Here is a 26,469-nt window from a genome sequence, read left to right as displayed (position 1 = left end):
TTGGTGAAATTCCCCTCTTTCTTTAACCTTGGCCGCACATCGCGGGACATTGGCATCGATCTTGGTACCGCTAACGTACTCGTTTATGTCCTAGGAAGAGGAGTTGTGATCAGAGAACCCTCAGTCGTGGCGATCGATCAAGAGACAAAGCAGCCACTGGCCGTCGGTGAGGAAGCCAAGCAAATGGTGGGGCGGACACCCGGTCGCATTACAACAATTCGTCCGCTGCGCGATGGTGTCATTGCCGATTTTGAAGCGACAGAAATGATGCTCAAGCATTTTATTCGACAAGTCCACGGGGGACGGGCTGTCGGAGGGTTGCGGGTCGTCGTCGGTATTCCTAGCGGTGTGACGGGGGTCGAGCGGCGCGCGGTTACGGATGCTGCAACTCAGGCCGGTGCCAGGGAAGTGCAGCTGGTGGACGAACCTGTGGCTGCGGCCTACGGCGCGGGGATGCCAGTCAACGAGCCGACGGGCAGCATGATCGTGGACATTGGTGGCGGCACGACTGAAGTTGCTGTCTTGAGTTTGGGCGGTGCGGTGATTAGCGAATCCGTGCGGGTTGCGGGAGACGAACTGACCGAGTCCATTACGCAGTACATGAAGAAAGTTCACAACCTCGTCATCGGCGATCGCACTGCTGAGGATATTAAAATTCGAATCGGATCGGCCTATCCGACCAACGACAACAATGGAGCTACCATGGAGGTAAGAGGGCTGCACCTTCTGTCAGGATTGCCGCGAACTGTCTTGGTGAAAGGGCCAGAAATTAGAGAAAGCATGACGGAACCGCTTTCTTCTATTGTCGAGGCCGTGAAGCGAACGCTAGAGCGCATTCCACCCGAACTGGCCGGAGATATCGTAGATCGGGGAATTGTGTTAGCTGGAGGGGGAGCGTTATTGAATGGGCTAGATAAACTCGTCAGTCACGAGACTGGCATCGTCGTTCATATTGCGGAAGATCCCCTGAGCTGTGTCGTTTTGGGGACGGGTCGCATCCTAGAGAACTATGACAAGCTCACGCGTGTATTTAGTAGTGGTACGGTCAACGTCTAATCCAGAGTTAAAATGAAGAGCCTTTTGCGGTGGTGGAGTCGCTATCGATCTGCGCTGCTGGTAGCGTTACTCATTTTAAGCGTTGCGGGCGTCGTTAGGGCTACGCAGGGTGCTGGCGTAGCCGATATTAATCGATGGTTGGTCTGGCCTTTCAAGACAGATGGAAAGGCGCAGCAAAGGCTTTTGGATGCCCAGTCCAAGGCCCTACAGCAGCAAATTCAGGAACTAGAAGCCCAAAATCGATCGCTCAAATCGCTTTTGGATTTAGCCCCCTTGCCGAACCAGAAGAAAATTGCGGCTTCGGTTTTGTCGCGGGGGGCTGATAACTGGTGGCAGCAAATAACGTTGGGCAAAGGGAGCGTAGAGGGCGTTCGTGTCGATGCGGTTGTGGTCGCGCCCGGGGGGCTAGTCGGTCGCGTTATGAGCGTAACGCCCAATACCAGTCGCGTCTTGCTCATTACCGACCCGACCAGCCAAGTGGGCATTACAGTTAGCCGGACTCGCCAGGTCGGCATTTTGCGCGGACGCTTGGATCGCCGCGGAGTATTAGAGTTTTTCGATAAAATGCCCGATGTTAAAAAGGGAGATGCCGTCGTAACATCCAACCTCAGCAGCCGCTTTCCAGGGGGAATTGCAGTGGGGCGCGTTACGGAGTTAGACCTAGACCGACAGCCGACGCCTCAAGCTCTGGTGGAATTTACCGTGCCCCTCGAGCATGTGGAATGGGTCAGCGTGTTAGTGAATGGCTAAGATGTTGAGACAGAGATCTTCCACCCCTTGGTGGCGATCGCCGCTACAGCGAACCAATGCATTCGCGATCGTCGGCTCTATCCTGTTCTGCGCCATCCTCCAACCCCACCGCATTCCAGGGATGGTTTTGCTGGATACGTCTCCCAACTGGTTTTTGATATGGGTTGTCGCTTGGAGTGCGAAGCGATTGCCCTGGCAAGGTCTGACTGCGGGAATTGCCCTTGGATTCATCCAGGATGCGTTGACAGCAGCACAACCCACTCATGCTTTGAGCTTGGGAATTGCAGGCTTTTTAACCAGCAGCCTCGACAAACAGCGGCTCATTGCAGAAGATTTTATTTCGACATTGCTGCTGGTATTTATCATGGCTCTCTTGGTTGAGACCATCTTTGCAGGGCAACTCGCGATCGGCGGCGATTGGGAGCTGGCGGATATCTGGGTTAATTTACAGCGCGCTGCTCTCAGCTCGGCCATTATCAGCAGCCTGTGGACGCCCCTCCTTTACGTTCCCCTCAACTACTGGTGGGATCGGTTCAATGCCAGAATGGATCCCTGAATCCATCCAAATGTGCGATTTCAAGACTACAAAAATCGTTATAGAACTTGTCTGCGGTGCAACCGGAAATCCGTTAAAGTGTAGGGTAGCAAGACCCAGTCGAGATCAGAGACACCGCCCATTATGCACCTGAGTGAAATTGTCCATCCCAATCAACTGCGCGGATTAACGATTCCTCAGTTGAAGCAGATTGCCCATCAAATTCGAGACAAACACCTTGAAACTGTGGCCAACAGCGGCGGGCACTTGGGTCCCGGTCTTGGCGTGGTAGAGCTGACACTAGCGCTCTATCAAACCCTAGACCTGGATCGCGATAAGGTGATTTGGGATGTCGGACACCAAGCCTATCCCCACAAGCTCATCACAGGTCGATACAAGCAATTTCATACGTTGCGCCAGAAAAATGGCATTGCGGGGTACTTGAACCGAAAGGAAAGTTCCTTCGATCACTTTGGGGCGGGTCACGCCTCCACCAGCATTTCATCCGCACTGGGTATGGCGCTGGCACGGGATCTCCAGGGGGACAACTACAAGGTTGTCGCTATCATCGGGGATGGTTCTCTGACGGGCGGGATGGCCCTAGAAGCGATCAACCATGCAGGGCATTTGCCCCATACCAATTTGATGGTGGTGCTCAACGACAACGACATGTCGATTTCTCAAAACGTGGGAGCGCTGTCGCGTTACCTCAATAAGATTCGGTTGAGTCCTCCCATGCAGTTTTTCTCTGAAAATATTGAGGAGCAGCTCAAACAGCTGCCCTTTGTCGATAAAGGAGAACTGGGGCGGCTCAAGGGCGGCATGAAGAGGCTCGCCGTATCTAAAGTCGGGGCAGTGTTTGAAGAACTGGGCTTCACTTACATCGGTCCGATCGACGGTCACAATCTAGAAGAGCTGATTTCTACGTTTCAAGAGGCTCACAAGCATCCCGGTCCCGTGTTGGTACACGTGGCAACGGTGAAGGGGAAAGGCTATGCGATCGCCGAAAAAGATCAGGTGGGCTACCACGCACAAAACCCCTTTAATCTCGCTACGGGCAAAGCGCTTTCTTCCAAAACGCCTAAGGCTCCTAGCTATTCCAAGGTCTTTGCGGAAACCCTGATTAAAATTGCTGAAGACGACTACCGCGTTGTGGGCATCACAGCCGCGATGGCCACCGGAACCGGACTCGATAAGCTTCAGGCAAAACTGCCGAAACAATATTTCGATGTCGGGATTGCAGAGCAACACGCCGTTACCATGGCAGCAGGAATGGCCTGCGAAGGGATGCGCCCTGTGGTGGCGATTTACTCGACGTTCTTGCAGCGCGCCTACGACCAAATTATCCACGACGTCTGCATTCAAAACTTACCCGTCTTTTTCTGTCTGGATCGAGCCGGAATTGTAGGCGCTGACGGCCCTACCCACCAGGGAATGTATGACATTGCCTACCTGCGCTGCATCCCCAACATGGTGTTGATGGCCCCCAAAGACGAGGCCGAACTCCAGCGCATGTTGGTGACCGGCATCAACTACACGGATGGACCGATTGCCATGCGCTACCCGCGCGGGAATGGCTATGGCGCGCCCCTCCTCGAAGAAGGGTGGGAGCCTCTTCCAATCGGCAAAGCAGAATTGCTCCGTCAAGGCGACGATCTGTTGATCGTCGCCTACGGTTCGATGGTCTATCCAGCGGTGCAAGTAGCCGAAATTTTAAGCGAACACGGTATCCGAGCCTCGGTCGTGAACGCTCGCTTTGCGAAGCCCATCGACGTCGAACTGATGGTGCCCTTGGCGAAGAAAATTGGCCGGGTCGTAACCCTAGAAGAGGGCTGTATTGCAGGTGGATTTGGCTCGGGTTTGATGGAAGCCTTGATGGATCATCAAGTTGCGGTTCCCGTGACGCGGATTGGGGTGCCCGATATTCTGGTCGAGCACGCCGCGCCAAACGAATCAATGGCCGACCTAGGTCTCACCAGTCCTCAAATTGCAGAGCGGGTACTCAAGCTGTTTAGTAAAACCCCTGCAGTAGTGGGCTAGTGCGACGGGCGCATTCGAAAATGGTTGCCATCTCCGGCCCGATTCGAATCCTCCGGCAGATTGCGTAGAATAGGGGTTGAAATCGCCTTACATCTAAGTCTATGACCGCGCCAAATCCCTTCGAGCAGTTTGCTGCTGCTACCATCGGGGCCGTTCGCTCGACGGTTCAGCAGGCAACAAAGACAGCGGACGACCTTCAACAGGACGCCCACGATTTTGTAGAGTGCAATACCGAGCAGTTGGGCCGGGCTGTCATGCCCTTGGTTGAAAATCCCGTTTTGAATTCTGTCACGCAGCTACCGATGCTACGCTGGTTTGCAGCGGCGCTGGGTCAAGTTAATGTTGCAAAGGTAAACCAGGACGTTCAGCTCTTGCGACAGCAGCATGCTAAAAAAACGCGGGCAGAATTGGCCCAGCAACTCATTCAAGAAACCACGCTCAAAGCTGCGGGGGTTGGGTTAATTACAAACATTCTCCCTCCTGTGGCAGCCGTTCTATTTGCAGTTGATATTGCCGCACTCTCTTCACTTCAGGCGGAGATGATCTATCGAATTGCAGCTATTTATGACTTACCGTTAAACGAACCTGCCCGACGCGGGGAAGTGTTGGCGATTTACGGACTTTCTCTTGGCGGGACCGGTCTCCTCAAGACGGGCCTATCGGTGCCAGAGCTGATTCCTGGCATAGGGGCTGCGATCGGCGCTTCCGGCGACGCGGTGTTACTCTACACCTTGGGACAGGCCGTCGCGCGTTTCTACGAGACGAAATACCGCCGTACTGTCGGAACGGGCGGGTAGCGGGTTTATTACGATCGAACGCTATATCTGTTACTGAGTGAATCCTAAGTGAAGCCAATGACGTTTACTAATTCTATTTATCCGGTTGTATGGCAAGACGATCGCGTCCAGCTCATCGATCAAACCCGGCTGCCTGCGGAATATAGCGTGGTTGAAATCAGGCTCTGTTCTGATATGGTCGAAGCCATTAAGATCATGATCGTCCGCGGTGCCCCCGCGATCGGGATTGCTGCGGCCTATGGGATCTATTTGGGCGCGCGGGAGCTGACCCAAACCGATCGAGCTCTCTTTCTTCAGGCCCTAGATCGGGTCGCCCAAACCCTTGCTGCTACTCGTCCGACGGCTGTTAATTTGTTTTGGGCGATCGACCGCATGATAAAGGTCGCGCAATCGACTCCCGGCTCCGTCGAGCAGATTCAGGCCCGGTTGCTGGATGAAGCCCACGCGATCGCCGCTGAAGATCTCCAGACCTGTCAAGATATCGGCCGTCACGGGCTATCGGTGCTGCCCCAATCCCCTCAAAAACTGCGGCTGCTCACCCACTGCAATGCCGGCGCGCTCGCGACCGCAGGCTACGGTACGGCCCTGGGCGTCGTGCGTTCTGCTTGGGCGGCAGAGCGTCTAGAGCGCGTCTATGCAGACGAAACCCGACCGCGCCTCCAAGGGGCGAAGCTAACCACATGGGAATGCGTCCAGGAAGGAATTCCCGTCACGTTGATTGCCGATAGCATGGCTGCCCACTGCATGAAACTAGGGATGATTGACGCGGTCGTGGTCGGGGCCGATCGCATTGCGGCCAATGGCGACGCAGCCAATAAAATTGGAACCTATAGCGTGGCGCTCTGTGCCAAGGCCCATAATATTCCGTTCTACGTCGCCGCCCCTCTATCGACGATCGACTTCGAGCTTTCTGAGGGCAGCCAGATTCCCATTGAAGAACGAGATCCGTCGGAAATTCATACAATGGGTTCGACGCGACTCACGCCTTTGGGCGTGGAGTTTTACAACCCAGCTTTTGATGTAACGCCAGCCCATTTAATTTCGGGCATTATTACAGAGCACGGCGTGTTTGCTCCGGCTGAGTTGAAAGAAAAACTCGCCCATTTACCCGTCGGTTAAGCATCGATCGCGGGGCGGATTTTGCCGAAATGCTCGAATCTAACCCGGTTGGGCAATATCGTTGCAATCGCGTTACGATGGGCAGCGTAATCGGCACTGCGGTTGATGGATAGCACATGGCACCTACGTGGACTTGGCAAACTTGGCAAGAAACGACCTATCTGACTTGTAGCTTGCTAGAAGCTTGGCCCCACGGCTTTTTTACTCGGCAATCCTGGCCCCAAACGCCACAGGAGCTTACTCTGGCGATTCAGCCCCAAGCCAAGCCCTTCCGCGTCAAACAGGTGCATGGCAATCGGATTCTAAGCTCTAGCGAAATCCTGCAACACGCGGCTTCTCAGAACGAGGTAGAGGCTGTTTTCCCCGATGCTGACGGACTGTACAGCGATCGCCCCTGCGAAGCAGTCTGGGTGTGCTCGGCAGACTGCACCCCGGTCTTGATTGCGGACGCGAATACGGGTCGGGTTGCGGCTGTCCATGCCGGATGGCGCGGTACGGCAGCGAAGATCGTACCGGAGGCGATTGTCAAACTTTTGGCCAACGGGAGCCAGGTGAAAGACCTTCGCGTTGCCATGGGACCTGCCATTGCTGGAGAAGTCTATCAAGTTTCGACGGCAGTTGCTGCCGAGGTGGGCCAGAGCATCCTCGATCTCGCGAGCCCGGACATTCGAGATGAAGCACTCGAAGACGAACGGATCGTTCGAGCTTTAATGCAAGCACCCAACTCGCCTGTCTTGGCCGACGAGAAGGCCGACCGCGCTCGACTGGACGTTCGGCGGGTCAATGCCATTCAGCTTCAGCAATTAGGGTTGGCGCCAGCGCAAATCGCGATCGCCCCGCATTGTACCTACCAAGATCCAGAGCGATTTTTCTCTTACCGCCGCGATAGTCGTCGCCAAGTTCAGTGGTCTGGCATCGCGAGCGTGGCTGGTTAGGGGACTGGGTACTGTTCTGTCAATCCGAAATCTCGGTCAATCCCCTTTTAAAAGACCGCTATAAGTTAAAGCGATCGCTCGATGACGTTATCGATCAAGCCATATTCTTTAGCCTCTTGAGCCGACATAAAGTAATCGCGATCGGTATCTTTCTCGATTCGTTCGATCGGCTGGCCCGTTCGCTCGGCCAAGATATGATTGAGCGAATCGCGAATTCTCAGGATCTCCTTCGCCTCGATCTCGATGTCCGAAGCCTGCCGACGGCCCGTGCCGCCCAACGGCTGGTGAATCATGATCCGAGCGTTGGGAAGCGCCAATCGCTTACCCTTGCTGCCGGAAGCCAGCAAAAACGCTCCCATACTAGCGGCCAATCCAACGCAAATGGTCACCACTTCAGACTTGATGTGCTGCATGGTGTCGTAAATCGCCATACCAGCCGTCACCGATCCGCCGGGGGAATTGATGTAAATGTAAATCGGCTTTGTAGGGTCATCGGAGTCTAGGTAAAGCATCGCAGCAATAATCGAATTTGCCAGCGAGTCCGTTACCTCTTGACCTAAGAAAATGATGCGCTCCTGGTTGAGGCGTGTATAAATATCGATCCAGCGCTCATAGGTGCTGCCAGGGAGGCGATAGGGAACGCTGGGTACACCAATTGGCATAGCTGGAACTCCTTATAGGTACAGATAGGTTTCTGGTTTCTCTAAATCGTATTGAAATCGTATTGAGGGATATCGCAAACGCAGTCGATCGTCGTTCTGCCCCTAGCCAATGCCAGCTCCCGCAGCTAAAACGGGCGGCACTGCTGCATCCTTAGAGCTTTCTAGGACAATATCGATGAGCCCGTATTCTTTTGCTTCCTGGGGCGTCAGGTAAAACATGCGATCCATGTCCTTCGCAATCTTTTCGACAGGCTGGCCCGTATTGCGCGACATGATGTTGAGCATCGCAGCCTTGTTAACCATTACTTCCTGCGCCCGAATCTGAATATCCGTGGCTTGACCCTGCGCGCCCGTGCGGGGCTGGTTGAGCACAATGGTGGCGTGGGGAAGGCTAGCCCGAAAACCCTTGGCGCCACTAGACAAAATCATGGCTGCCGTACCCATCGCCTGCCCCAAGCAAATGGTATGCACTGGGGGCTTAATGTACTGGAGCGTATCGCAAATTGCAAAGGCTTCCGTTTCGAAACCGATGGCGTCTCCATCGTACCAAGAGGTTCCGGTGGAGTTGATGTAAAACCGGATGGGCTTATCGGGGTCGTCAAACTGAAGATAGAGCAACTGGGCGATAATTAACTCCGTCACATCCATGCCGACTCTGCGTTTCACATCGTCAGAAGAAAACAACGGCAGCCCGAGATATACAATTCGCTCTTTGAGTAAGAGCGACGGGAGGTCGGGCGGTGGGGTTCTGATATACGAGTCCCCGCCATAGTAGGGGGCCTGAACAGCCTGAATTGGTGATTCCATGACGTGCGACTGCCTAAAATAGGAAATGCTGCTGACACCACTCTAGCAATTTTCCGGGCCGGATACTCTGGCACAATAGATATTAGAGCGATTTTGGGTCGGGTTTCAGCCCTTGACGGCTAAGGCTAAAAATGAGTTTAACTGGCGATCGGCTCAAAGGCCGGACCCAGGCACCCAAGACTGTTCTAAGCAATCGCGTTGAGATCCCTCATGGCATATTTTTGGTTTAAGGCGTTTCATATTATCGGCGTTGTCGTCTGGTTTGCGGGACTGTTTTACCTGGTGCGGTTGTTTATTTACCACGTAGAAGCCAACGACGAGCCAGAACCCGCACAATCTATCCTCAAAAAACAGTACGGGTTGATGGAGAAGCGCCTGCTCAATATCATTACCACCCCCGGCATGCTGGTGACGGTCGTCTGCGCGATCGGGCTGCTGGTGGTTCAGCCGGATTGGTTGAAGCAGGGTTGGCTCCATGCGAAGTTGACGTTTGTGGTGCTGCTATTGGGTTATCACTACTACTGCACTCGACTGATGAAGCAATTGGCCGCTGGCACTTGTCGCTGGAGCGGCCAGCAGTTGCGGGCTTTGAACGAAGCGCCTACGGTGCTGTTGGTGGTCATCGTGCTGTTGGTGGTTTTTAAGAGTAGCTTCCCCACGGACATCACGGTCTGGGTCATCTTTGGAATGGTGGTGGCGATGGTTGCCACTATTCAGCTCTACGCCCGCAAACGCAGGTTAGACAAAGAAAAACTGCTGGCCGAAAGCGCCTCCGAACCTTCGGCTTAACCTGAATGTTTCAAGAAACTCGACGACGTTTAGCGCTTTGGTACACTGCCGTCACGGCGGCGTTGCTCATTCTGTTTGCCATCGGGTTCTATTGGTACGTGCGGGAGACACTGATCGAGCGGGTGGACGATACGCTCCATCACGTGGTGGAGGTGGTCGAGCGATCGCTCGTCCTAGAGCGCACCCTCGGTCCCGACCGCGAACTGCACTATCAGGTCAATGTAGACGCCAGTTTCCGCATCAACGACGAGGCAGTGGACGACGACCGCATCGATCTGGAGTGGTTCAGTCCCCGTCGCGAGCCGCTGTGGTCCACCCTGGCCGAACCGCTCGCCCTGCCGATCCGCGTCCTTCAGAACGGCGAAACCGTCAGAATTCGGCCCGATTACGTGCTGCGGCAGCTCACGCAGCGCTTGGAGTATCGCGGCGATATTCTGGGCTATTTGCGGGTCAGCCATCCTTGGTTTGAGGTTGCAAAGCCGACTCGGGAGCTATTTTTAGATTTAGCGATCGGGCTGACGGTGATGATCGGATTTGTGGCGGCAGTGGGCTGGTTTTTATCCCGCCTCGCGATTCAGCCCCTGCAAGAGTCCTATCAGTATTTGAGACAATTCACTGCCGATGCCTCCCACGAACTGCGGAATCCCCTCGCGTTGATTCAGACGACGGTACAGGTTGCCCTGAGCGACCCGGAGATGACACCCAAGGACCAGCGACAGCAGTTAGAGGTCGTAGAGCGGTTGACCCGGCGTCTGGGCCAGTTGGTAAACGATCTCCTGTTTCTAGCGCGGCAAGATAGCGGCATGGTGCAGCCGCAGCTTCAACCTTGTCCCTTGGATGCCTTGTTGATGGAAGTTGTGGAAGAGCAGTCTTCCATCGCATCTGCTAAAAATATTCAGTTAACGCTAGACTTGGGCGAAGCCGAACTCGAGGCAGAAAATGGGGTCGAGCCCTTTACGCTGAGAGGGGACTACGATCAGTTGGCGCGATTGTTTTCTAACTTGGTCAGTAACAGCTTGCAGCACACTCCCGCTGGCGGGTCCGTGCGAATCCAATTAGAGCAGTTCAACCGATCCCTTCAGGTTTCAGTCAAAGATACGGGTGCGGGCATTCCCGAACAGGCTTTACCCCACGTCTTCGAGCGGTTTTATCGCGTCGATCCGGCCCGCCCTCGCACGAGCCCTCCAACCCCCGCTTCTAACTCCGGCACGGGATTGGGTTTGGCGATCGCCAAGGCTATCTGCGAAACCCATCACGGACAAATCCGCGCGGACAGCAAATTCGGCCAGGGCACTACCTTTAAGGTCACCTTGCCACAATTAGAATTTAAACCCTAAATTAAATAAATACTCCGCTCGAAGCATATTCTCATGCTCGGTTCGCAGCGCGATCTGGAACCTCCGGCAAAGAAGCTCGACAAGAAAATTAATTCACCTGAAAGCTAACGGGATTAAAAGTTTTATGCGTCGATCTGTCATTTCCTCACTCCTTGTCGGCGGCGTCTTAAGCATTGGCAGCGTGCCAGCCCTAGCTCAGACGAACCCATCCGCTCCCACTGCACCCAGCCCTGTCCCAGCAGCCAGTTCCCCAGATGTCTATTTCATCAATCGCGCCAAAAATTTGGCGCGGCAAGCGGCCATCTCCGCGAATGGCGGGCTGTTGCGCTATCGCCCAGATCCGGCCATGTTTGGCCCTGCCGTTCAAACTCAGTACCTCAGAAACGCGGATGGCAGCATCACCTTCACGTTCACGGGCAGCAGTCCGGGGGGACCCAACCCAACGATCGAGACTGTGGCAACAGTCGCTCCAAGCGGAACTGTAAAATTAGACTATAACGGTCCGCTGCGGAATGTTAGCGCGGGCTCTTTGCCCGTTACGGCACCCGCGACGAATCAGACCCTTCCCGTTCAAATCCCCGTCCCCAATCCCGGCCAGCCGCCGACCTCCGGTCCGAGCCTGTCAACTTCAAATCCGACGGACGTTAAGCCTGCGCCAGCACCGGGGGGAGGCGATCGCTCGACGAATGCTTGGATAGAGGAAGATGCCTTCTTTGCCAGGGCGCGGAACTTAGCGCGACAGGCTGCCATTAAAGCCAATGGCGGGCTCTCCCGCTACCGCCCCGAAGCGGCGATGTTTGGCCCGTCCGCACAGACACCTGCTGTCAAGAATGCGAACGGCAGCATTACTTTCAAGTTCAAAGGTGGAGCGCCGGGTACCGCTGAGTTACCCACGGAATCTGTGGTGACGGTTAACCCAGCAGGCAGCGTCAACCTCGAGTACAACGGCCCAGTTCGCTAGGTTTTACCGCCCAAAATCGCCTTTACAATTGACCGAGCATTTTATGGGTCTGAGGAATCACGCGCACTGAAGCGAGCTGTCGTTTCATCTGCGCCTGCCAATCTAGCACCTGTGCGGGAGTTGGGGGTGCTGGCTGTCCTTTTTCGCTTAAAGGCGTCACGGGCTGCAGAAATAGCGGGATATTGGGATTGACCCGTGCCACGAGTTCTGCAGCTCGCTCGAGGTCTACAGGGGTCGTGTCGCGGGATGCGATCAGTTTGCAAAATACGCTGACGCCAGATCGATCGCACATTCTCAAAAAAGCTGCATGGGCCTCCCAATGGGTTTCCCCGCTGACGCTGGGTAGCTTGATGTCCATTCCCACTAGAGCCAAGTACGGCAGGAGCTTTGCCAAGTCGTCCGGGCGATGCCCTCCCGTTTCTAAGTAAATCGGAATCTGGACGCGATCGCGAAGCTGGCTCAAAAAGTCAGCCAGAAAATCCGCGTGGAGGAGCGGCTCTCCCCCCGTAAGGCTGAGGCTGTCGTGGAGATTGCCTGCGGATTGGCGTTCCACCCAGGTCATTAACTGCGCCACTCCAACCGGATTCGGGTAAATTTCAAAGTCTCGCTGGCCGGGGGTGGCTTCAATGCGGCAGGTCGCTTGGGCTTGCCAGGTATGGGCGCTATCGCAGAAGCGGCAGCGGAGATCGCACCCCCCAAACCGGACGAATAACTGGCGGGTGCCGACGTTGAGCCCTTCGCCCTGAATGGCCGAAAACAGCTCTACGAGGGCGGCATAGCCAGCAGGAGTCCCTGCGGATCGGACAGGCTCGCGATCTGGGGCGATCGCCTTATCTGCGCTCATCCGGCTCGTACCTCCCGCGACGCGTAGGGCAGCGGGTCTTCGAGGCCGAGCGCGCTAAAGGCTGCCAGCCGCAATTGACAGGCATCGCATACGCCGCAGGCAGTCGGCGGAGTGACGCCGCCGCCATCGCTATAGCAAGACCAGGTTTTAGCCCAGGGGACCCCCAGCTTGTTTCCCAGTTGAATGATGTCCGTTTTGCGTAGATCGAGCAGGGGCGCGACGATCTCGATCGGAGTCCCTTCTCGGCCTTGGCGGGTCCCCAATCGAAATGCCTCTTGAATGGCCGCAATAAAGTCAGGACGACAGTCGGGATACCCCGAGTAATCGAGTCGATTCACACCGATATAAATGCGGGCAGCACCGATGGCTTCGGCATAGGACAGGGCAAAGCTGAGAAAAATCGTATTGCGGGCGGGCACGTAGGTAATGGGAATGTCGGCTGCCATTTCAGAGGGCGATCGCCCTGACGGGAGTTCTAAGCTCGCATCCGTGAGCGCGGAACCGCCCCATTGCCCCAAATCGAACGTCACGAGCTGGCGATCGGCCACCCCTGCTGCTCGGGAGATCGCGGCAGCGGCATCCATCTCTTGCCGATGGCGCTGACCGTAGTCGAAGGACAGCGCGTAGCAGTCCAGCCCCTGTGCCTTAGCCTCATACAGAACCGTAGAGGAATCCAACCCTCCCGAAAGTAACACTACCGCCTTTAATGCCTCGTGCGTCATGACGCAGCCCATGCGCTAACAGAACCGTCCTCCATCCTAACCTGTCCCCCGCAGTTGGAACCAACAACGGAACTTCAAGGGGAAATTTTGCTTCTGAGAGAGGAGATCGCTAGATCGGACCTTCTCAGAGCAACGGTCATTCAAGGGATTGCACGTACGAATTGCAATAACTCGTGCTAGTATCCATCTGATCTGAAACTTTGGCAAAATCTTAAGGAAAATCGCCAAATCATGAAACCGTCCTTTACGGTAGAGGGTTGTGAGGAGTGAGTAAACGCTTATCGCCGACTCCATTGGGAGCCTATTCGCAACGGGGTCAGCTCGATCCGATTCGGATTGGGGTCATTGGCGTCGGGAATATGGGGCAGCATCACGTTCGAGTTTTGAGTCTGCTTAAGGATGTCGAGTTGGTGGGCATTTCCGACACCAACATCGAACGCGGCATTGAAACTGCCAGTCAGTACCGAGTTCGCTTTTTCGAGGATTATCGAGATTTGCTGCCTAATGTAGATGCTATCTGCATTGCAGTCCCGACGCGCCTGCACTATGAAGTCGGTATGGCCTGCTTGGATGCCGGCGTCGATGTTTTGCTAGAAAAGCCGATCGCCGCCAGCATTGCCGAAGCAGAGTCCCTCGTGAACTCAGCCGCCGACGCGCAGTGTTTGCTGCAGGTCGGTCACATCGAACGCTTTAACCCGGCGTTCCAAGAACTCACCCAAGTGCTTAAGGCTGAAAGCCTGCTGGCTATTGAAGCCCATCGGATGAGCCCCTACTCCAATCGAGCCAACGATGTCTCGGTGGTGTTGGATTTAATGATTCACGATATCGATCTGCTGCTGGAGCTCAATGACTCTCCCCTGGTGAGGCTGAATGCTTGCGGCACCCGCAGCGATGGTTCCCCCTACCTGGACTACGTTACGGCGACCCTTGGCTTTGCCAATGGCGTTGTAGCGTCCTTAACCGCCAGCAAGGTCTGTCACCAAAAGCGACGTCAGATCGTAGCGCACTGCCGCCAGTCCCTCGTAGAGGCCAACTTTTTAAACAACGAGATTCATATCCATCGATCCAACGTAATTCACCCCAGCGTTGCCCTTTCTAGCAGTCTTTATCGCAGCGATGGTATTACGGAGCGGGTCGCAACCCAGCGCATCGAACCTCTTCATGCGGAGCTCGAGCATTTTGTCAACTGCGTGCGGGGAGGCCAGCAACCTTCCATTGGCGGCGAGCAGGCGCTCAAGGCGTTAAAAATTGCAAGCCTCATCGAGCAGATGACCATGGATGGACAACTTTGGAGTACGGCGATGTCAGGCTCTCTTGATGGAGAAATGCTTCCCTTAACGGCAATTTAGGGAATATGAGGCTAAATTGGTAATGTTCGATCCAGCGCTCCATCCCGATAGGGACGATCGAGAGCGCCGAACAGTCGAGTTTTAATTCACGAGTTTCAATTCAAAGGATTCGGAGCCATGTCATCGGATTTCGATCGCGGCATCATGAAGTTTAAGGGTGCGGATAATCCTCTGGTTATTACGCTGTCGGCAGTCGTTATTCTGGGAGCCATTTTGACCCTTGTCTGGTGGTCTCTCCATTCAGCCTACGCCCTGCACTAACGAGTAGCGTTTTAAATTCTGTTATCCAGTGAAGGGCAACCTCCACTGGATTTTTTGACGGACAAAAAACTACCCCCCGATATCGATCGGGGGGTCTAAGGCGTGAAGTTGGGCGATCGCCCAACTTCACGCTTTGCGCTGCCCTAAGACGCAACCTTCGCGGTACTCCGCTGCCGACGGGTGGGGGTTGTAGTGCCGTTTCCGCTCCCATTTCCGTTCCCATTTCCATTTTGCGCTGTCGGAACGGCAACTGTTCGACTCTTCGCCCGTTCTGCCTGCTGAGGGTACTGCATTAAAAACAAGAGCGAGGCTCGCGTTTGAAGCTCACGGCGCAAGAGGCCATGTAACTCGCGCTCTAGATAGGTCTTCAAACCTTCCCAATCAATATCGATCTGGCCGTCTTGTTCTTTAGTGGTGTACTGTTCCCAGCGGTTTTTGAGGGCAAGCTCGATGGATTCTTTTACCCAAACCCGCCACTTGTTGTGGTCTACGCTCGTGACCACACCCCGTAGGTGTACCTCAGGAGCCGTCAGCATCTCGCCATTCGCACCGATAACCGCCGCAACTGTTACCAGCCCGTCTTCCGCCAGGCGCTGTCGCTCCTGAAGGACATTGGCTTGTACGATTCCAGCCGTATCCATGAGTTCGATGCCCGCAGGGACCTTATTTCCGAGCCGAATGGACTCTGGGGTCAGCTCCACGACATCGCCGTTGTCGATAATCACCATGTTTTCGGATGGAATGCCGACGCTCTGAGCCGTCTCGGAATGCTTGATCAGCATGCGGTGCTCGCCGTGGACGGGCAAGAAAAACTTAGGTTTTGTTAAGGCCAACATCAACTTCTGGTCTTCCTGACAGCCGTGACCGGAGACGTGGATCCCTTTGTCCCGGCCATAGACGACGCGAGCACCTTGAATCATGAGTTGGTCGATCGTGTTGACCACAGAAATCGTATTCCCAGGAATGGGATTGGCAGAAAACACCACCGTATCGCCTGGGCGGATTTGAATTTGGCGGTGTTCCTTGCGAGCAATCCGAGACATGGCCGCCATTGGCTCCCCTTGCGATCCCGTCGTGAGGATGACAACCTTGCGATCGGGCAAGTTGCGGATGGCCTGGAGCGGCTCGAAAAGGTTGTCTGGGCACTTGATGTAGCCGAGATTTCGAGCATGGGCGATCACGTTTAACATAGAGCGACCCAGCACCGACACGACGCGGTTGTGCTTTTGAGCTAACTCTAAAATCATGTTAATGCGGTGCACGGAAGACGCAAAGGTCGTGACCAGCAAGCGCCCCTCAGCCTGACTGAAGATGCGGTCTAGATTCGGAAACACCGAACGTTCTGAAGGCGTAAATCCAGGTAGCTCTGAGTTGGTGGAGTCGCTAATGAGACACAGAACGCCTTTTTCGCCGTATTCGGCTAAGCGCTGGAGGTCGAAATATTCGCCGTCTACGGGAGTGTGATCGATCTTGAAGTCTCCCGTATGAATCACCACGCCGACGGGGGTATGAATCGCCACCGTAAAGCTATCGGCGATCGAGTGGGTATTGCGGATGAACTCCACAAAAAAGTGCTTGCCATAGCGCACGATTTCGCGAGGGCCGACGGTATGCAGCTTTGTTTTGCCCGCCACACCCGCTTCCTCTAACTTGCCTTGGAGCAGCGCCATCGCCAAACGGGGACCGTAAATGACCGGAATGTTAAACTGTTTGAGGTGAAAGGCAATACCGCCAATATGGTCTTCATGACCGTGGGTGACGATCATCCCTTTAATCTTGTGCTGATTCTCCCGCAGGTAGGTCATATCCGGCAGCACGATATTGACCCCGTGCATTCCGTCCGTGGGGAAGGCAAGCCCTGCATCCAGGAGGATAATTTCGTCTTCGTACTCGAATACGCAGGTATTCTTGCCAATCTCGTGAAGTCCGCCTAGGGGAATTACTTTGAGTGGGGAAGCAGCAGCAGCAGTCGTCATAGGTTTTGATTCTCTTTGTAAATTAGGCATGTAAATGAATTGGATCTCTAAAAAATTTTGCTGAGGCAATGCCGTCAACCTGACGCAGAGGCACGGCGGAACTGGAATATTACTGAAAGGTCGTTCCCGAAGGGGATTACAACAGTGACAGATCGGTCAGTACCTGTTTGAGTTCGCGCTCTACATCTGCCGGTACGTCTGGGAGCGGTAGTCGAGTACTTCCCACGGCCCATCCTTTGAGGCGGAGCGCTGCTTTAATGGGAATGGGATTGGCTGTTAAAAACAAAGCCTTAAAGAGCGGCATGAGTTGACCGTGAATATTGGCAGCATCCTGAGGGCGACCTTCAAAGAAGTGCTGCACCATTTTCTGCATCCGATCGCCGACCAAATGGCTGGCGACACTGACAACCCCCACCCCGCCGACGGCCAGCATGGGCAGCGTTAAGGCGTCATCTCCACAGTAAATCTCAAAATCCGGAACGGTAAGGCGACGGATTTGGCTGGCCTGCTCTAGACTGCCGCTCGCTTCTTTGATGGCTGCGATATTGGGTAAATCTGCCAGACGAGCAACGGTCTCTGGCTGCAAGTTTTGGCCCGTTCGCCCTGGAACGTTGTAAAGCATGATGGGCAGGTCGGGCACGGCTGCGGCGATCGCCTTAAAATGCTCGTACAGACCTTCTTGAGGCGGTTTGTTGTAGTAAGGCACTACGAGTAACGCACCATCTAACCCTAAAGCCGCTGCCTTGCGGGTGGCCTCAACCGCTTCGTGGGTCGAGTTAGAGCCAGTTCCTGCCAAGACCTTAGCACGTCCGGCTACAGCCTGCTTGACAACCTGAAATAATTGATATTCTTCATCCCAGGTCAGAGTCGGGGACTCTCCCGTCGTGCCGCAAACCACGAGTCCGTCAGAACCGCTATCTGCCAAGTGGTTGGCAAGCTGGGCTGCTACGCCATAGTCTACTTCTCCCAACTCGTTGAAGGGGGTGACCATTGCAGTTACAATGCGTCCAAAACGAGTCACAGGCTTTGAACTCCAAATCCGAACGGACAAGGCTGTAAACAATCCAAAATTTGAATCAAACTTTACTCACTCCCACAAAATATAAGGTTTTTGTTTATACGAAAAACTCAGTCGAGCGCTCGAGGACTTCCCGGAAATCTTTCTAAAATCAGCAGATAGCGTCGGCATACACGTTAGGTTCGACGGGCAAAGGCCCAAAGCACTTTATTTAGCTGACCAACTCACCCTTACAAGGCTTGAGTGCGTTTTGCTCGACCAACAGCTCTGCAATTTGAATGGCATTGAGCGCCGCACCTTTGCGAATTTGATCTCCGCTCAGCCAAAGCTCTAAACCGCAAGGATGAGAGAGGTCTTGACGGATGCGTCCCACGAGAACGTCATCTAAACCGCTAGCCTCTATTGGCATTGGGAAGTAGTTCTGACTCCAATCTTCTGCGAGCTTTACCCCTGGAGCGTTTTGCAAGAGGTTGCGTGCCGTCTCAACTGCGAAAGGCTGAGAGAACTCCAAATTCAAAGCTTCCGAATGCGCCCTCATTACTGGAACCCTAACACAGGTTGCCGACACCCGTAAGTTGGGCAATCCGAAAATTTTTCGGGTTTCCCGTACCATCTTCAACTCTTCAGCACAGTAGCCGTTATCGCTGAGGTCGGAATTGTGCGGAAAAAGGTTAAAGGCGAGGGGATAGGGAAAACACTCTGTGGGCGGTGTCTTGCCGTCCAAAATGGCCTGTGCCTGAACCTTAAGCTCCTCCATAGCTCGCGCTCCGGCACCGCTCGCCGACTGATAGGTTGCCGCGACGATCCGCTGAATGGGCTGTAGCTGGTGCAGCGGCCAAATGGCAACAGCCATCAAAATAGTCGTGCAGTTCGGATTGGCAATAATCCCGCGATGCTTGGCAGCAGCTTCGGGATTGACCTCCGGCACCACTAGGGGAACCTGGGGATCCATGCGAAAGGCGCTGGAGTTATCCACCACCACCGCTCCGGCAGCGACGGCTTTCGGTGCCCAGAACGAGGAAGCAGTCCCGCCAGCGGAAGCGAGCACCAAGTCAACTCCCTCAAAAGAGCGTTCTGTGACTTCTTCAACCGACAGGGAAACTCCTTTAAAAGCGATTTTTTGCCCTGCGGAACGCGCTGATGCAAGCAATTTGAGTTCGGACAAGGGAAAGTTTCGCGCTTCTAAAAGCTGGAGCAATTCAGCGCCAACGGCACCTGTAGCTCCTAGAATCGCAACGCGGTACGACTGGGTCAATCCAATAGCCTCCGTAAAAAATAAGAGAAGGTTTTAGTCAATTCAAAGCATAAGTTTTAATCAAAGGGCAATCGATTGCCCTTATCTCAGGAGAAAATTTTTGATACTCAAACGCTATCAATAAAAAGGTTTCTGAAAAAAGATACAGTAAAAAATTTTGATTTAGTTTTTGAACTCAACCAAAGATTTTGGTATTGACTCTGAACTGCGCCAGTTAAGTCTTGTTTCAGGAGTTAACTCACGGCTAACAGCTTTCTCTCTATGTTGGTTTCATTGTACACGTTTCCTTAGAGAGATAGAACAATGCGGGACAAACATTTTGGTTAAACTCAGCACCAAGATGGAATTTCATGGGTCGAACCACTTATCTCTGAGCGTTCGACGGTTTGCTCCCTTCAGATCGGCCTCCTCGGGATTGCAACGAATGCTGACGATGTTGACTCAACCCCAAGAGATGCGCAAGAGATCGTTTACAATAGAAAATTGTGCGAAACGCAAATAAAGTTGTGCATCCACCGCTGTCTTTGGGTTTGACGCGGCCCGTATGCGTTCTATTTATTCTATTAGCTGAGTCTACCTTGAGGGAAGAGCGTTGTCTAAAACACGAGAGCAATTAAAAGTGACCCAGGAAACGCTTCCTGGCAGTCAGATCGGACTAGAAATCGAAATCTCTCCAGAGCGATCGCGCCAAGCTTACGAGCAGACGGTCACCCACTTCATGAAGTCTGCCCAAATCCCAGGGTTTCGGCGCGGGAAGGTGCCCCGGCAGGTCGTGCTCCAGCGCTTTGGCGCGATGCAGCTTAAGGCCGCAACCTTAGAAGAGTTAGTCGAGAAGACCTTTAAAGAGGCTCTCGAGCAGGAAGAAATTCCGGCACTGGGCAATTTCCAGCTTCGCTCTTCCTTTGACGAGCTGTTGACTCAATTCGAGCCGGGGTCTGCAGTGACCTACAGTGCCAGCATCGACGTTCCGCCGAAGGCGACTTTAAAGCGCTACACAGAGTTTCAAATAACTGCGGAAGAGGTCAAGCCCGACCCCGCCCAAGTGGATCGCGTGATTGACGAGCAGCGCGCTTCTCGTTCTACGCTCATTCCCGTTGAAGGTCGTGCCGCTGAGGCTGGGGATGTTGCCGTGATCGATTTTTCAGGTCAGTATTTTCTAGGCGAAGATAAAACAGACCCCCAAGACATAGAAGGCGGCAGCGCTGAAGATTTTCAAGTCGAGCTATCGGAAGGGCAGCTCATCCCTGGCTTTATCGAGGGCATTATTGGCATGTCTCCCGAGGACACCAAAGAATTAGAGCTTCAGTTTCCAGAAGGATATTTTCAGGAAGATTTAGCGGGCAAGTCCGCTGTTTTTTCGGTAACGCTCAAAGAAATTAAAACCAAGGAGCTTCCGGAACTCGACGATGAATTTGTCAAGGAGATCAGCGAGTTTGAGACCTTGGCCGAGTTGCGCCAGTTTTTAGAAGAGCGCTATCAGAAAGAAGCTCAGTCTAAGACCGATGAGAACGTTGAAACGGCTCTCATCGACGCTCTGGTCGAGCAAGTTGAGGTCGACCTCCCGGAGACGGCGATCGTCAATGAAGCAAATTTTTTAATCAACCAACTCGCGGCTCGCTTGCAGTCTCAGGGGATGGACGTAAAGCGGCTGTTCCCGCCGGATTCGATCGACGCGCTGAGAGATCGCTTTCGAGACGAGGCGATCGGACGCTTAAAACGAACCTTGGCGCTGGCTGAAGTGGCCGCTCGGGAGTCTTTAAAGGTGGAAACAGAAGCCTTGGAGCAGCGTTTTCGAGAGGTGTTCGAGCAGCTTGACGATCCCAAAAGCATCGACCGCGATCGCCTCAGAGACGCTCTTGAAGACGAGCTGCTCAAGGAAAAAGTCGTGGCATGGCTCAAAGAGCACTCTGAGATCGAGCTGGTGGACAAAATTGAAGTCGAACCTGTCCCAGAAGAGACCGCGATCGCTGCCGAGGCAACCGTAGAGACATCCGCCTCAGAGGTTGTCGAAGACGAACTTCTAGAAGTTGTCGAAGACGACCAACCGGAGCCAGAAGAACCCAAAAAGTCCCCTCGCCGTCGTACGACCAAAGCGAAGGCGGCTGGGGAAGAAAGCTAGTGCTAGCTTTTAGATACCTACGAACCAATTAAGAGGGGCCAGCGGATCGAGCAGCAGTTGAGGCATAATGAATGAAAAGTGTGAATGAAGCTCTGCTCAGCATACTTAAACCTGTTCTCGTGCTGTTGCCCAGCCGATCCCTTTCTTATTCCTTTTGCAGTACGGCAGACGCGCATATGCATTTTTCTGACTCTCGCGCAACGCGCTCATCAGGACATGACGATCGCTTTCAACCCCCGCAGGCCATCGTGCCAATGGTGGTCGAGCAATCCGGTCGGGGTGAGCGAGCTTTTGATATCTACTCTAGGCTGCTGAGGGAACGCATTGTGTTCCTTGGGAGCAATGGTGCCTCTCGCGGTATTGACGATTCAGTGGCGGACGCCATTGTAGCTCAACTCCTGTTTTTAGATGCCGAAGATCCAGAGCAAGATATCTACCTCTATATCAATTCTCCTGGCGGTTCTATTACGGCAGGCATGGCAATTTTTGACACTATGCAACACATCCGTCCGGATGTTTGCACCATTTGCTTTGGATTGGCCGCTAGTATGGGAGCCTTTTTACTGTCGGCGGGTACCCCTGGTAAGCGCATGGCTTTACCTCACTCTCGAATCATGATCCACCAACCTTTAGGAGGCGCTCAGGGACAAGCGCGAGATATCGAGATCCAGGCTAAAGAGATCATGTATCTCAAAGACCAGCTCAATCGACTCATGGCCGAGCATACAGGTCAACCTCTAGAGCGGGTCGAAGCCGATACGGATCGCGATTTCTTCATGTCTCCCGAAGAAGCGCAAAAGTATGGTTTGATTGATAAAGTTTTGACGCGTCAAGAACTTGTCAGTCAAGTCAGGTCCTAAGTTAGTAACCTATCGACGTCTAGCAGGCAGTGGCTATGTCTAAGTATGACTCCCACCTCAAATGTTCCTTTTGCGGGAAGTCTCAGGAACAAGTCCGAAAGTTAATTGCCGGTCCGGGAGTCTATATTTGCGACGAATGCGTCGATCTCTGTAACGAAATCTTAGACGAAGAGCTGTTTGAATCGGGACCCAGTTCCGCTCCAGCGGCTGCGCCAACTGCGCGACGAGAGGCAGCGGCGGTGGAGCGGCGTCGCTCTACGCCGCGCTCTGCGTCCAGACTGTCGCTGAATCAGATTCCCAAGCCCCGCGAAATTAAAAACTACCTAGACGAGCACGTCATCGGTCAAGACGAAGCGAAGAAGGTTCTATCTGTGGGGGTTTATAACCACTACAAGCGCCTGAGCTTGCTGCAAAGCGGCGAAGCGGATAGCAGCGCAGAAGAGCCGATCGAGTTGCAAAAGTCTAACGTTTTGTTGATCGGGCCGACGGGCTGCGGCAAAACGCTGCTGGCTCAGACCCTTGCCAAAATGCTCGACGTGCCCTTTGCCGTTGCGGATGCCACTACGCTGACAGAAGCAGGCTACGTGGGCGAGGATGTTGAAAATATTTTATTGCGGCTGCTTCAGGTGGCCGATTTAGACGTAGAAGAAGCCCAGCGCGGCATTATCTACATTGACGAAATCGATAAAGTCGCACGCAAGAGCGAGAATCCTTCTATTACTCGCGATGTTTCTGGAGAAGGGGTGCAGCAGGCGCTCTTAAAGATGCTAGAGGGGACGACGGCCAACGTGCCGCCCCAAGGCGGGCGGAAGCATCCTTACCAAGATTGCATTCAGATCGATACCACCAATATCCTGTTCATTTGCGGTGGTGCTTTTGTGGGGTTAGACAAAATCATCGAGCAGCGCACGGGTCGGAAGTCCATGGGCTTCGTCCAAGGCGAGCTGATGCCTCGGGAGGTTCGCGCTGCAACGTCTCTGCGCCAACTCGCTCCCGAGGACTTGGTGCGATTTGGGATGATTCCCGAGTTTATCGGTCGGATTCCGGTCGTTTCTGCCATCGATCCGCTGGATGAGGAGACGCTCTGTAAGATTTTGACGGAGCCGCGCAATGCCCTGATCAAGCAGTATCAGAAGCTGATGAATATGGACAACGTGCAACTGGAGTTCCACGCAGATGCCATTATGGCGATCGCCCGCGAAGCCTACCGCCGCAAAACGGGAGCGCGGGCGCTGAGGGCTATTGTCGAAGAGCTCATGCTGGATATTATGTACGAGTTGCCTTCTCGTAAAGATCTCACGCGCTGCGTCATCACGCCGGAGATGGTGGAGCAGCGGTCTTCTGCCGAGCTATTAATGCATCCTTCTTCGATTCCAACGCCAGAGTCGGCTTAGTTGTTGAGTTTTTGCTATGCCTTACGTAACGGTCCGGGATGTTCCACACTACTACGAGTGGATCGCGTCATCGGAGCCAATGTCTTCTGAAAAACCCGTGATGGTGTTTTTGCACGGATGGGCGGGGTCTGCGCGGTACTGGCGCTCCACTGCCGAGGCGCTGAAGCCAGTTTTTAATTGCCTGCTCTACGATTTGCGCGGATTCGGTCGCTCCAAAGAACCCGCACGCGATCGGACTGCTTCCATTACCCCTCAAACAGCCTGGGAACATTACAATCTGGAAACCTATGCGGACGATTTAGCTGCGTTGTTGGCGGAGCTAAAACTCGGCCCCGTTTATCTCAACGCCCATTCCACAGGGGCTTCGATCGCCGCTTTATTTTTGAACCGCTATCCAGAGCAGGCGATCGAAGCAATTCTGACCTGTAATGGAATTTTTGAGTACGATGAGAAGGCGTTCGGTCAGTTTCACCAGTTTGGGGGATATGCGGTCAAATTCCGGCCCCAGTGGCTGGCCAAAATTCCCGGAATCGATCGGATGTTTATGGCGCGTTTTTTGCATCGGTCGATTCCAAGATCGGAGCGCGTGGCATTTTTAGACGATTTTTTGATGGCGGATGAGGCGGCAGCTTTAGGGACGATGTTTACGGCGGTCAGCAAGCAGGCCGCTGAAACGATGCCCCAGGAGTTTGCTCGGGTTCAGGTGCCGACGTTGTTGGTCTCTGGAGAATTCGATCGGATTATTCCCGCTGAAATGGGCCGACAGGCTGCCGAGCTGAATGAATCGACGATCGAATTCTGCGTGATTCCTCAGACGGGACACTTTCCCATGCTGGAAGATCCTGAGGGCTATTTGAATTGCGTGACGCGGTTTTTAGAGCGATCGCCCAAGCGGTCGAGATGAGCAACCGCCAACCCATTCAGTCATAAATGTCTGTCGCTCAGGGATTTTAGGATGAACGGGGCGATCGCGTCGATATCGAGGATTTTCCGGGCTGCTCCTAACTTTGCAGCTTCGTGGGGCATTCCGTAAATAATGCTGCTGGCTTCATCTTGAGCGATGGTCAGTCCTCCCTTTTGGGCGATCGCGTGCAACCCTTCTGCGCCATCCCGACCCATCCCCGTCAATAAAGCGGCGATCGTCCCTTTTCCATAGGCTGAAGCGAGGGACTCAAATGTCGTTCCAATGGAAGGGCGATGCCCGCCCACGGGCGCGGCAGCGGAATAAAAACAGCGACCTCGATCGTCTACCATCAAGTGATGTTGTTCGGGTGCGAAGTAAACAAATCCAGGTTGCAATAACTCCCTATCTTCTGCAATCTTGACCGTTAACGCGCATTCTACATCCATCCAGTTCACCAAACCCAATAGAAATCCCTCGCTGATATGTTGAATGCAAACAACGGGCATCGGGAAATTTGCCGGGAGCTGTCCCAATACTTTTTGCAATGCTTGAGGTCCTCCCGTCGAAGCCCCAATGGCTAGAATTTTGTAGGCTCCTGGAATGGTAGCCGGAAGGGATTGCGCAACCTGGGGCGGTTTGGGATAGACGAGTGCGGGTTTAATGGGTTTTGTAAAAACCTTGACGCCGGAAAGAACTTTGATTTTACTGATGAGAGCAACTTGTGCCTGCTTGTAATCTTCCTGCAATCCCGATTTAGGTTTTGCAAAAATATCGACGGCCCCTGCCTTTAGCAAGCGAACCGCCATATCGGAAGTATGGCTTTCTACCGCTTGGCTGACGATCAGAATCGGTGTGGGACATTTAGCCATAATCTGTTGCGTCAGCTCTAATCCATCCATTTTGCCCATCAGCAAGTCGGTACAAATGACATCCGGCTTTATCTTGGGAATGCGTTCGAGTGCCTCTAAACCATTTCGGGCGGTACCTGATATTTCGATATCGGAAGATTCGGCTAAAAGATTCTCTAAAATTTTGAGCGCGACCGGAGAATCTTCTACTAAAAAAACCTTAATGGGAGAGGATGCCATACAAAATCAGCGACTTAAAGATGTGTTTGACGAATGCTTGCGGGGTGGAAGGGGTTCGCATCCATTTGCAGCGAGGCGACCGATCGTTCTCCTTTAATCGTTCCCACTCATTCGGCTAAAAACAACAAAATTCGCGTAGATGTGGGGATTTATTGGCTATAAAAAGAAAGGGTAAGTTATTCACTTACCCTTTCTACCGAAATACTTATACCCGCTTGCTGGCCAGTACCTTGATTTTAGTTACCAATGCGCCCTTGAGTTTTTCGTAATCTGTAGGAGCGCCGGTGTTGGGCTTGGGGAAGAAGTCCAGCGCGCCAGCTTGCATCAAACTGTACACGTTATCGATATCGCCGGGTTGTACGGCATTGCTGATCACGAGAATCGGTCGGGGGCAAAGCTTCATCACTTCTTTGGTAAATTCCAATCCATCCATGACGGGCATTTGCAGGTCGGTGCAAATCACGTCCGGCTGAGTTCTCTGGATCATGTTAATCCCTTCTCTGCCGTCCCGCGCGGTACCGACAATTTCTACTTCAGGAGCGGTTTTGAGAAGGCGTTCTAGAATTTCCAATGCCACAACGGAATCTTCAACAAGGACAACTTTAATAGGTGCTTTAGTCATGGTAGAGATACTTCCTTTTGATCTAATCGGGTTTGAATCAATCGATGGATTGGCGGACTGGTTTGGAGCTGGGTTGATTGGTTTGAAAAGTTTCGTAGATATTACACTTACCCCCCTAACCCTCCAAGCCTGGGGGAAAAGACTCTAGTTTTCGGTTATCTCCCCCCAATTTGGGAGTCGGGGGGCTGATGTAGAGATGAATGAGACTTCTCAAACAGTCTCTCAAGTCGATTTTTGCGAAGACGGGTTGTGAAATTGCGGTTATGGAT

The 26,469-nt window shown here is 53.6% G+C and carries 25 protein-coding genes; 16 read left to right on the top strand and 9 right to left on the bottom strand.

The window, feature by feature from the left end:
• Nucleotides 1–3 precede the first annotated feature (3 nt).
• The 7 genes from R6H26_RS09895 (at nucleotide 4) to pgeF (ending at nucleotide 7,232) form a co-directional block, all read left to right on the top strand.
• Nucleotides 4–1,056: a rod shape-determining protein gene (locus R6H26_RS09895; protein WP_404790289.1), complete on the top strand. Its 1,053-nt coding sequence runs from the start codon at nucleotides 4–6 to the stop codon at nucleotides 1,054–1,056.
• 12 nt (nucleotides 1,057–1,068) lie between these two features.
• Nucleotides 1,069–1,806, top strand: a complete 738-nt coding sequence (gene mreC / locus R6H26_RS09890; RefSeq protein WP_404790288.1) for a rod shape-determining protein MreC — start codon at nucleotides 1,069–1,071, stop codon at nucleotides 1,804–1,806.
• A 1-nt stretch (nucleotide 1,807) separates the two neighbouring features.
• A complete protein-coding gene (gene mreD / locus R6H26_RS09885; protein ID WP_404790287.1) occupies nucleotides 1,808–2,362 on the top strand; it encodes a rod shape-determining protein MreD in 555 nt (184 codons plus the stop codon).
• Between the two features lie 123 nt (nucleotides 2,363–2,485).
• On the top strand, nucleotides 2,486–4,381 hold the full coding sequence (gene dxs, locus R6H26_RS09880; RefSeq protein ID WP_404790286.1) for a 1-deoxy-D-xylulose-5-phosphate synthase: 1,896 nt from the start codon (nucleotides 2,486–2,488) through the stop codon (nucleotides 4,379–4,381).
• A gap of 101 nt (nucleotides 4,382–4,482) precedes the next feature.
• Nucleotides 4,483–5,178, top strand: a complete 696-nt coding sequence (locus R6H26_RS09875; protein ID WP_404790285.1) for a DUF697 domain-containing protein — start codon at nucleotides 4,483–4,485, stop codon at nucleotides 5,176–5,178.
• A gap of 48 nt (nucleotides 5,179–5,226) precedes the next feature.
• A complete protein-coding gene (gene mtnA, locus R6H26_RS09870) occupies nucleotides 5,227–6,297 on the top strand; it encodes an S-methyl-5-thioribose-1-phosphate isomerase (protein WP_404790284.1) in 1,071 nt (356 codons plus the stop codon).
• A 116-nt stretch (nucleotides 6,298–6,413) separates the two neighbouring features.
• A complete protein-coding gene (gene pgeF / locus R6H26_RS09865; RefSeq protein WP_404790283.1) occupies nucleotides 6,414–7,232 on the top strand; it encodes a peptidoglycan editing factor PgeF in 819 nt (272 codons plus the stop codon).
• A gap of 65 nt (nucleotides 7,233–7,297) precedes the next feature.
• Here the strand turns inward: pgeF and R6H26_RS09860 are convergent, their stop codons facing one another.
• Both R6H26_RS09860 and R6H26_RS09855 read right to left on the bottom strand, forming a co-directional pair.
• Nucleotides 7,298–7,894, bottom strand: a complete 597-nt coding sequence (locus R6H26_RS09860; RefSeq protein ID WP_404790282.1) for an ATP-dependent Clp protease proteolytic subunit — start codon at nucleotides 7,892–7,894, stop codon at nucleotides 7,298–7,300.
• 102 nt (nucleotides 7,895–7,996) lie between these two features.
• Nucleotides 7,997–8,701, bottom strand: coding sequence for an ATP-dependent Clp protease proteolytic subunit (locus R6H26_RS09855; protein ID WP_404790281.1), 705 nt, complete (start codon nucleotides 8,699–8,701; stop codon nucleotides 7,997–7,999).
• Nucleotides 8,702–8,911: 210 nt separating this feature from the next.
• Between R6H26_RS09855 and hemJ the strand changes: the two genes are divergently transcribed.
• From hemJ to R6H26_RS09840, 3 genes are all read left to right on the top strand, one after another.
• Nucleotides 8,912–9,490, top strand: coding sequence for a protoporphyrinogen oxidase HemJ (hemJ, locus tag R6H26_RS09850; RefSeq protein ID WP_404790280.1), 579 nt, complete (start codon nucleotides 8,912–8,914; stop codon nucleotides 9,488–9,490).
• Between the two features lie 5 nt (nucleotides 9,491–9,495).
• The gene (locus R6H26_RS09845) at nucleotides 9,496–10,827 is read left to right on the top strand and encodes a sensor histidine kinase (RefSeq protein WP_404790279.1); all 1,332 of its coding nucleotides are present in this window, start codon (nucleotides 9,496–9,498) and stop codon (nucleotides 10,825–10,827) included.
• A gap of 124 nt (nucleotides 10,828–10,951) precedes the next feature.
• Nucleotides 10,952–11,788, top strand: a complete 837-nt coding sequence (locus R6H26_RS09840) for a hypothetical protein (RefSeq protein WP_404790278.1) — start codon at nucleotides 10,952–10,954, stop codon at nucleotides 11,786–11,788.
• Between the two features lie 22 nt (nucleotides 11,789–11,810).
• Here the strand turns inward: R6H26_RS09840 and R6H26_RS09835 are convergent, their stop codons facing one another.
• A complete protein-coding gene (locus tag R6H26_RS09835; RefSeq protein ID WP_404790277.1) occupies nucleotides 11,811–12,632 on the bottom strand; it encodes a 7-carboxy-7-deazaguanine synthase QueE in 822 nt (273 codons plus the stop codon).
• Nucleotides 12,629–13,354 carry a 7-cyano-7-deazaguanine synthase QueC gene (gene queC, locus R6H26_RS09830; protein ID WP_404790276.1) on the bottom strand — a complete coding sequence of 242 codons (726 nt, stop codon included), beginning with the start codon at nucleotides 13,352–13,354 and terminating at the stop codon, nucleotides 12,629–12,631. The genes R6H26_RS09835 and queC overlap by 4 nt, the downstream gene beginning before the upstream one ends.
• 266 nt (nucleotides 13,355–13,620) lie before the next feature.
• Here queC and R6H26_RS09825 point away from each other — a divergent pair, with 266 nt between their 5' ends.
• Together R6H26_RS09825 and R6H26_RS09820 are read left to right on the top strand one after the other, a co-directional pair.
• Nucleotides 13,621–14,703 carry a Gfo/Idh/MocA family oxidoreductase gene (locus R6H26_RS09825; RefSeq protein ID WP_404790275.1) on the top strand — a complete coding sequence of 361 codons (1,083 nt, stop codon included), beginning with the start codon at nucleotides 13,621–13,623 and terminating at the stop codon, nucleotides 14,701–14,703.
• Between the two features lie 117 nt (nucleotides 14,704–14,820).
• Nucleotides 14,821–14,964 (top strand): hypothetical protein, encoded by a 144-nt coding sequence (locus R6H26_RS09820; RefSeq protein ID WP_404790274.1) that lies wholly within the window; start codon nucleotides 14,821–14,823, stop codon nucleotides 14,962–14,964.
• Nucleotides 14,965–15,107: 143 nt separating this feature from the next.
• Here the strand turns inward: R6H26_RS09820 and R6H26_RS09815 are convergent, their stop codons facing one another.
• From R6H26_RS09815 to R6H26_RS09805, 3 genes are all read right to left on the bottom strand, one after another.
• Nucleotides 15,108–16,940, bottom strand: a complete 1,833-nt coding sequence (locus R6H26_RS09815; protein ID WP_404790273.1) for a ribonuclease J — start codon at nucleotides 16,938–16,940, stop codon at nucleotides 15,108–15,110.
• 136 nt (nucleotides 16,941–17,076) lie between these two features.
• Entirely contained in the window at nucleotides 17,077–17,961 is an 885-nt protein-coding gene (dapA, locus tag R6H26_RS09810) for a 4-hydroxy-tetrahydrodipicolinate synthase (protein WP_404790272.1), read from the bottom strand.
• Between the two features lie 208 nt (nucleotides 17,962–18,169).
• Nucleotides 18,170–19,213 carry an aspartate-semialdehyde dehydrogenase gene (locus R6H26_RS09805; protein ID WP_404790271.1) on the bottom strand — a complete coding sequence of 348 codons (1,044 nt, stop codon included), beginning with the start codon at nucleotides 19,211–19,213 and terminating at the stop codon, nucleotides 18,170–18,172.
• 592 nt (nucleotides 19,214–19,805) lie between these two features.
• Here R6H26_RS09805 and tig point away from each other — a divergent pair.
• From tig to R6H26_RS09785, 4 genes are all read left to right on the top strand, one after another.
• Nucleotides 19,806–21,332 carry a trigger factor gene (gene tig / locus R6H26_RS09800; protein WP_404790270.1) on the top strand — a complete coding sequence of 509 codons (1,527 nt, stop codon included), beginning with the start codon at nucleotides 19,806–19,808 and terminating at the stop codon, nucleotides 21,330–21,332.
• 176 nt (nucleotides 21,333–21,508) lie between these two features.
• Nucleotides 21,509–22,192, top strand: a complete 684-nt coding sequence (gene clpP, locus R6H26_RS09795) for an ATP-dependent Clp endopeptidase proteolytic subunit ClpP (RefSeq protein WP_404790269.1) — start codon at nucleotides 21,509–21,511, stop codon at nucleotides 22,190–22,192.
• Nucleotides 22,193–22,227: 35 nt separating this feature from the next.
• Entirely contained in the window at nucleotides 22,228–23,586 is a 1,359-nt protein-coding gene (gene clpX, locus R6H26_RS09790; protein ID WP_404790268.1) for an ATP-dependent protease ATP-binding subunit ClpX, read from the top strand.
• Between the two features lie 16 nt (nucleotides 23,587–23,602).
• Complete coding sequence (locus R6H26_RS09785; protein WP_404790267.1) at nucleotides 23,603–24,490, top strand: alpha/beta fold hydrolase; 888 nt, start codon at nucleotides 23,603–23,605, stop codon at nucleotides 24,488–24,490.
• 20 nt (nucleotides 24,491–24,510) lie between these two features.
• Here the strand turns inward: R6H26_RS09785 and cheB are convergent, their stop codons facing one another.
• Both cheB and R6H26_RS09775 read right to left on the bottom strand, forming a co-directional pair.
• Nucleotides 24,511–25,578, bottom strand: coding sequence for a chemotaxis-specific protein-glutamate methyltransferase CheB (gene cheB, locus R6H26_RS09780; protein WP_404790266.1), 1,068 nt, complete (start codon nucleotides 25,576–25,578; stop codon nucleotides 24,511–24,513).
• Nucleotides 25,579–25,783: 205 nt separating this feature from the next.
• The gene (locus R6H26_RS09775; RefSeq protein ID WP_404790265.1) at nucleotides 25,784–26,200 is read right to left on the bottom strand and encodes a response regulator; all 417 of its coding nucleotides are present in this window, start codon (nucleotides 26,198–26,200) and stop codon (nucleotides 25,784–25,786) included.
• Between the last annotated feature and the right edge of the window lie 269 nt (nucleotides 26,201–26,469).

This window comes from Altericista sp. CCNU0014, assembly GCF_044923475.1.
GTDB lineage: Bacteria > Cyanobacteriota > Cyanobacteriia > Thermosynechococcales > Thermosynechococcaceae > JAAURS01.
Note: the sequence above shows the minus strand (reverse complement) of the source record. Positions and strands in the feature narration are given on the sequence as shown.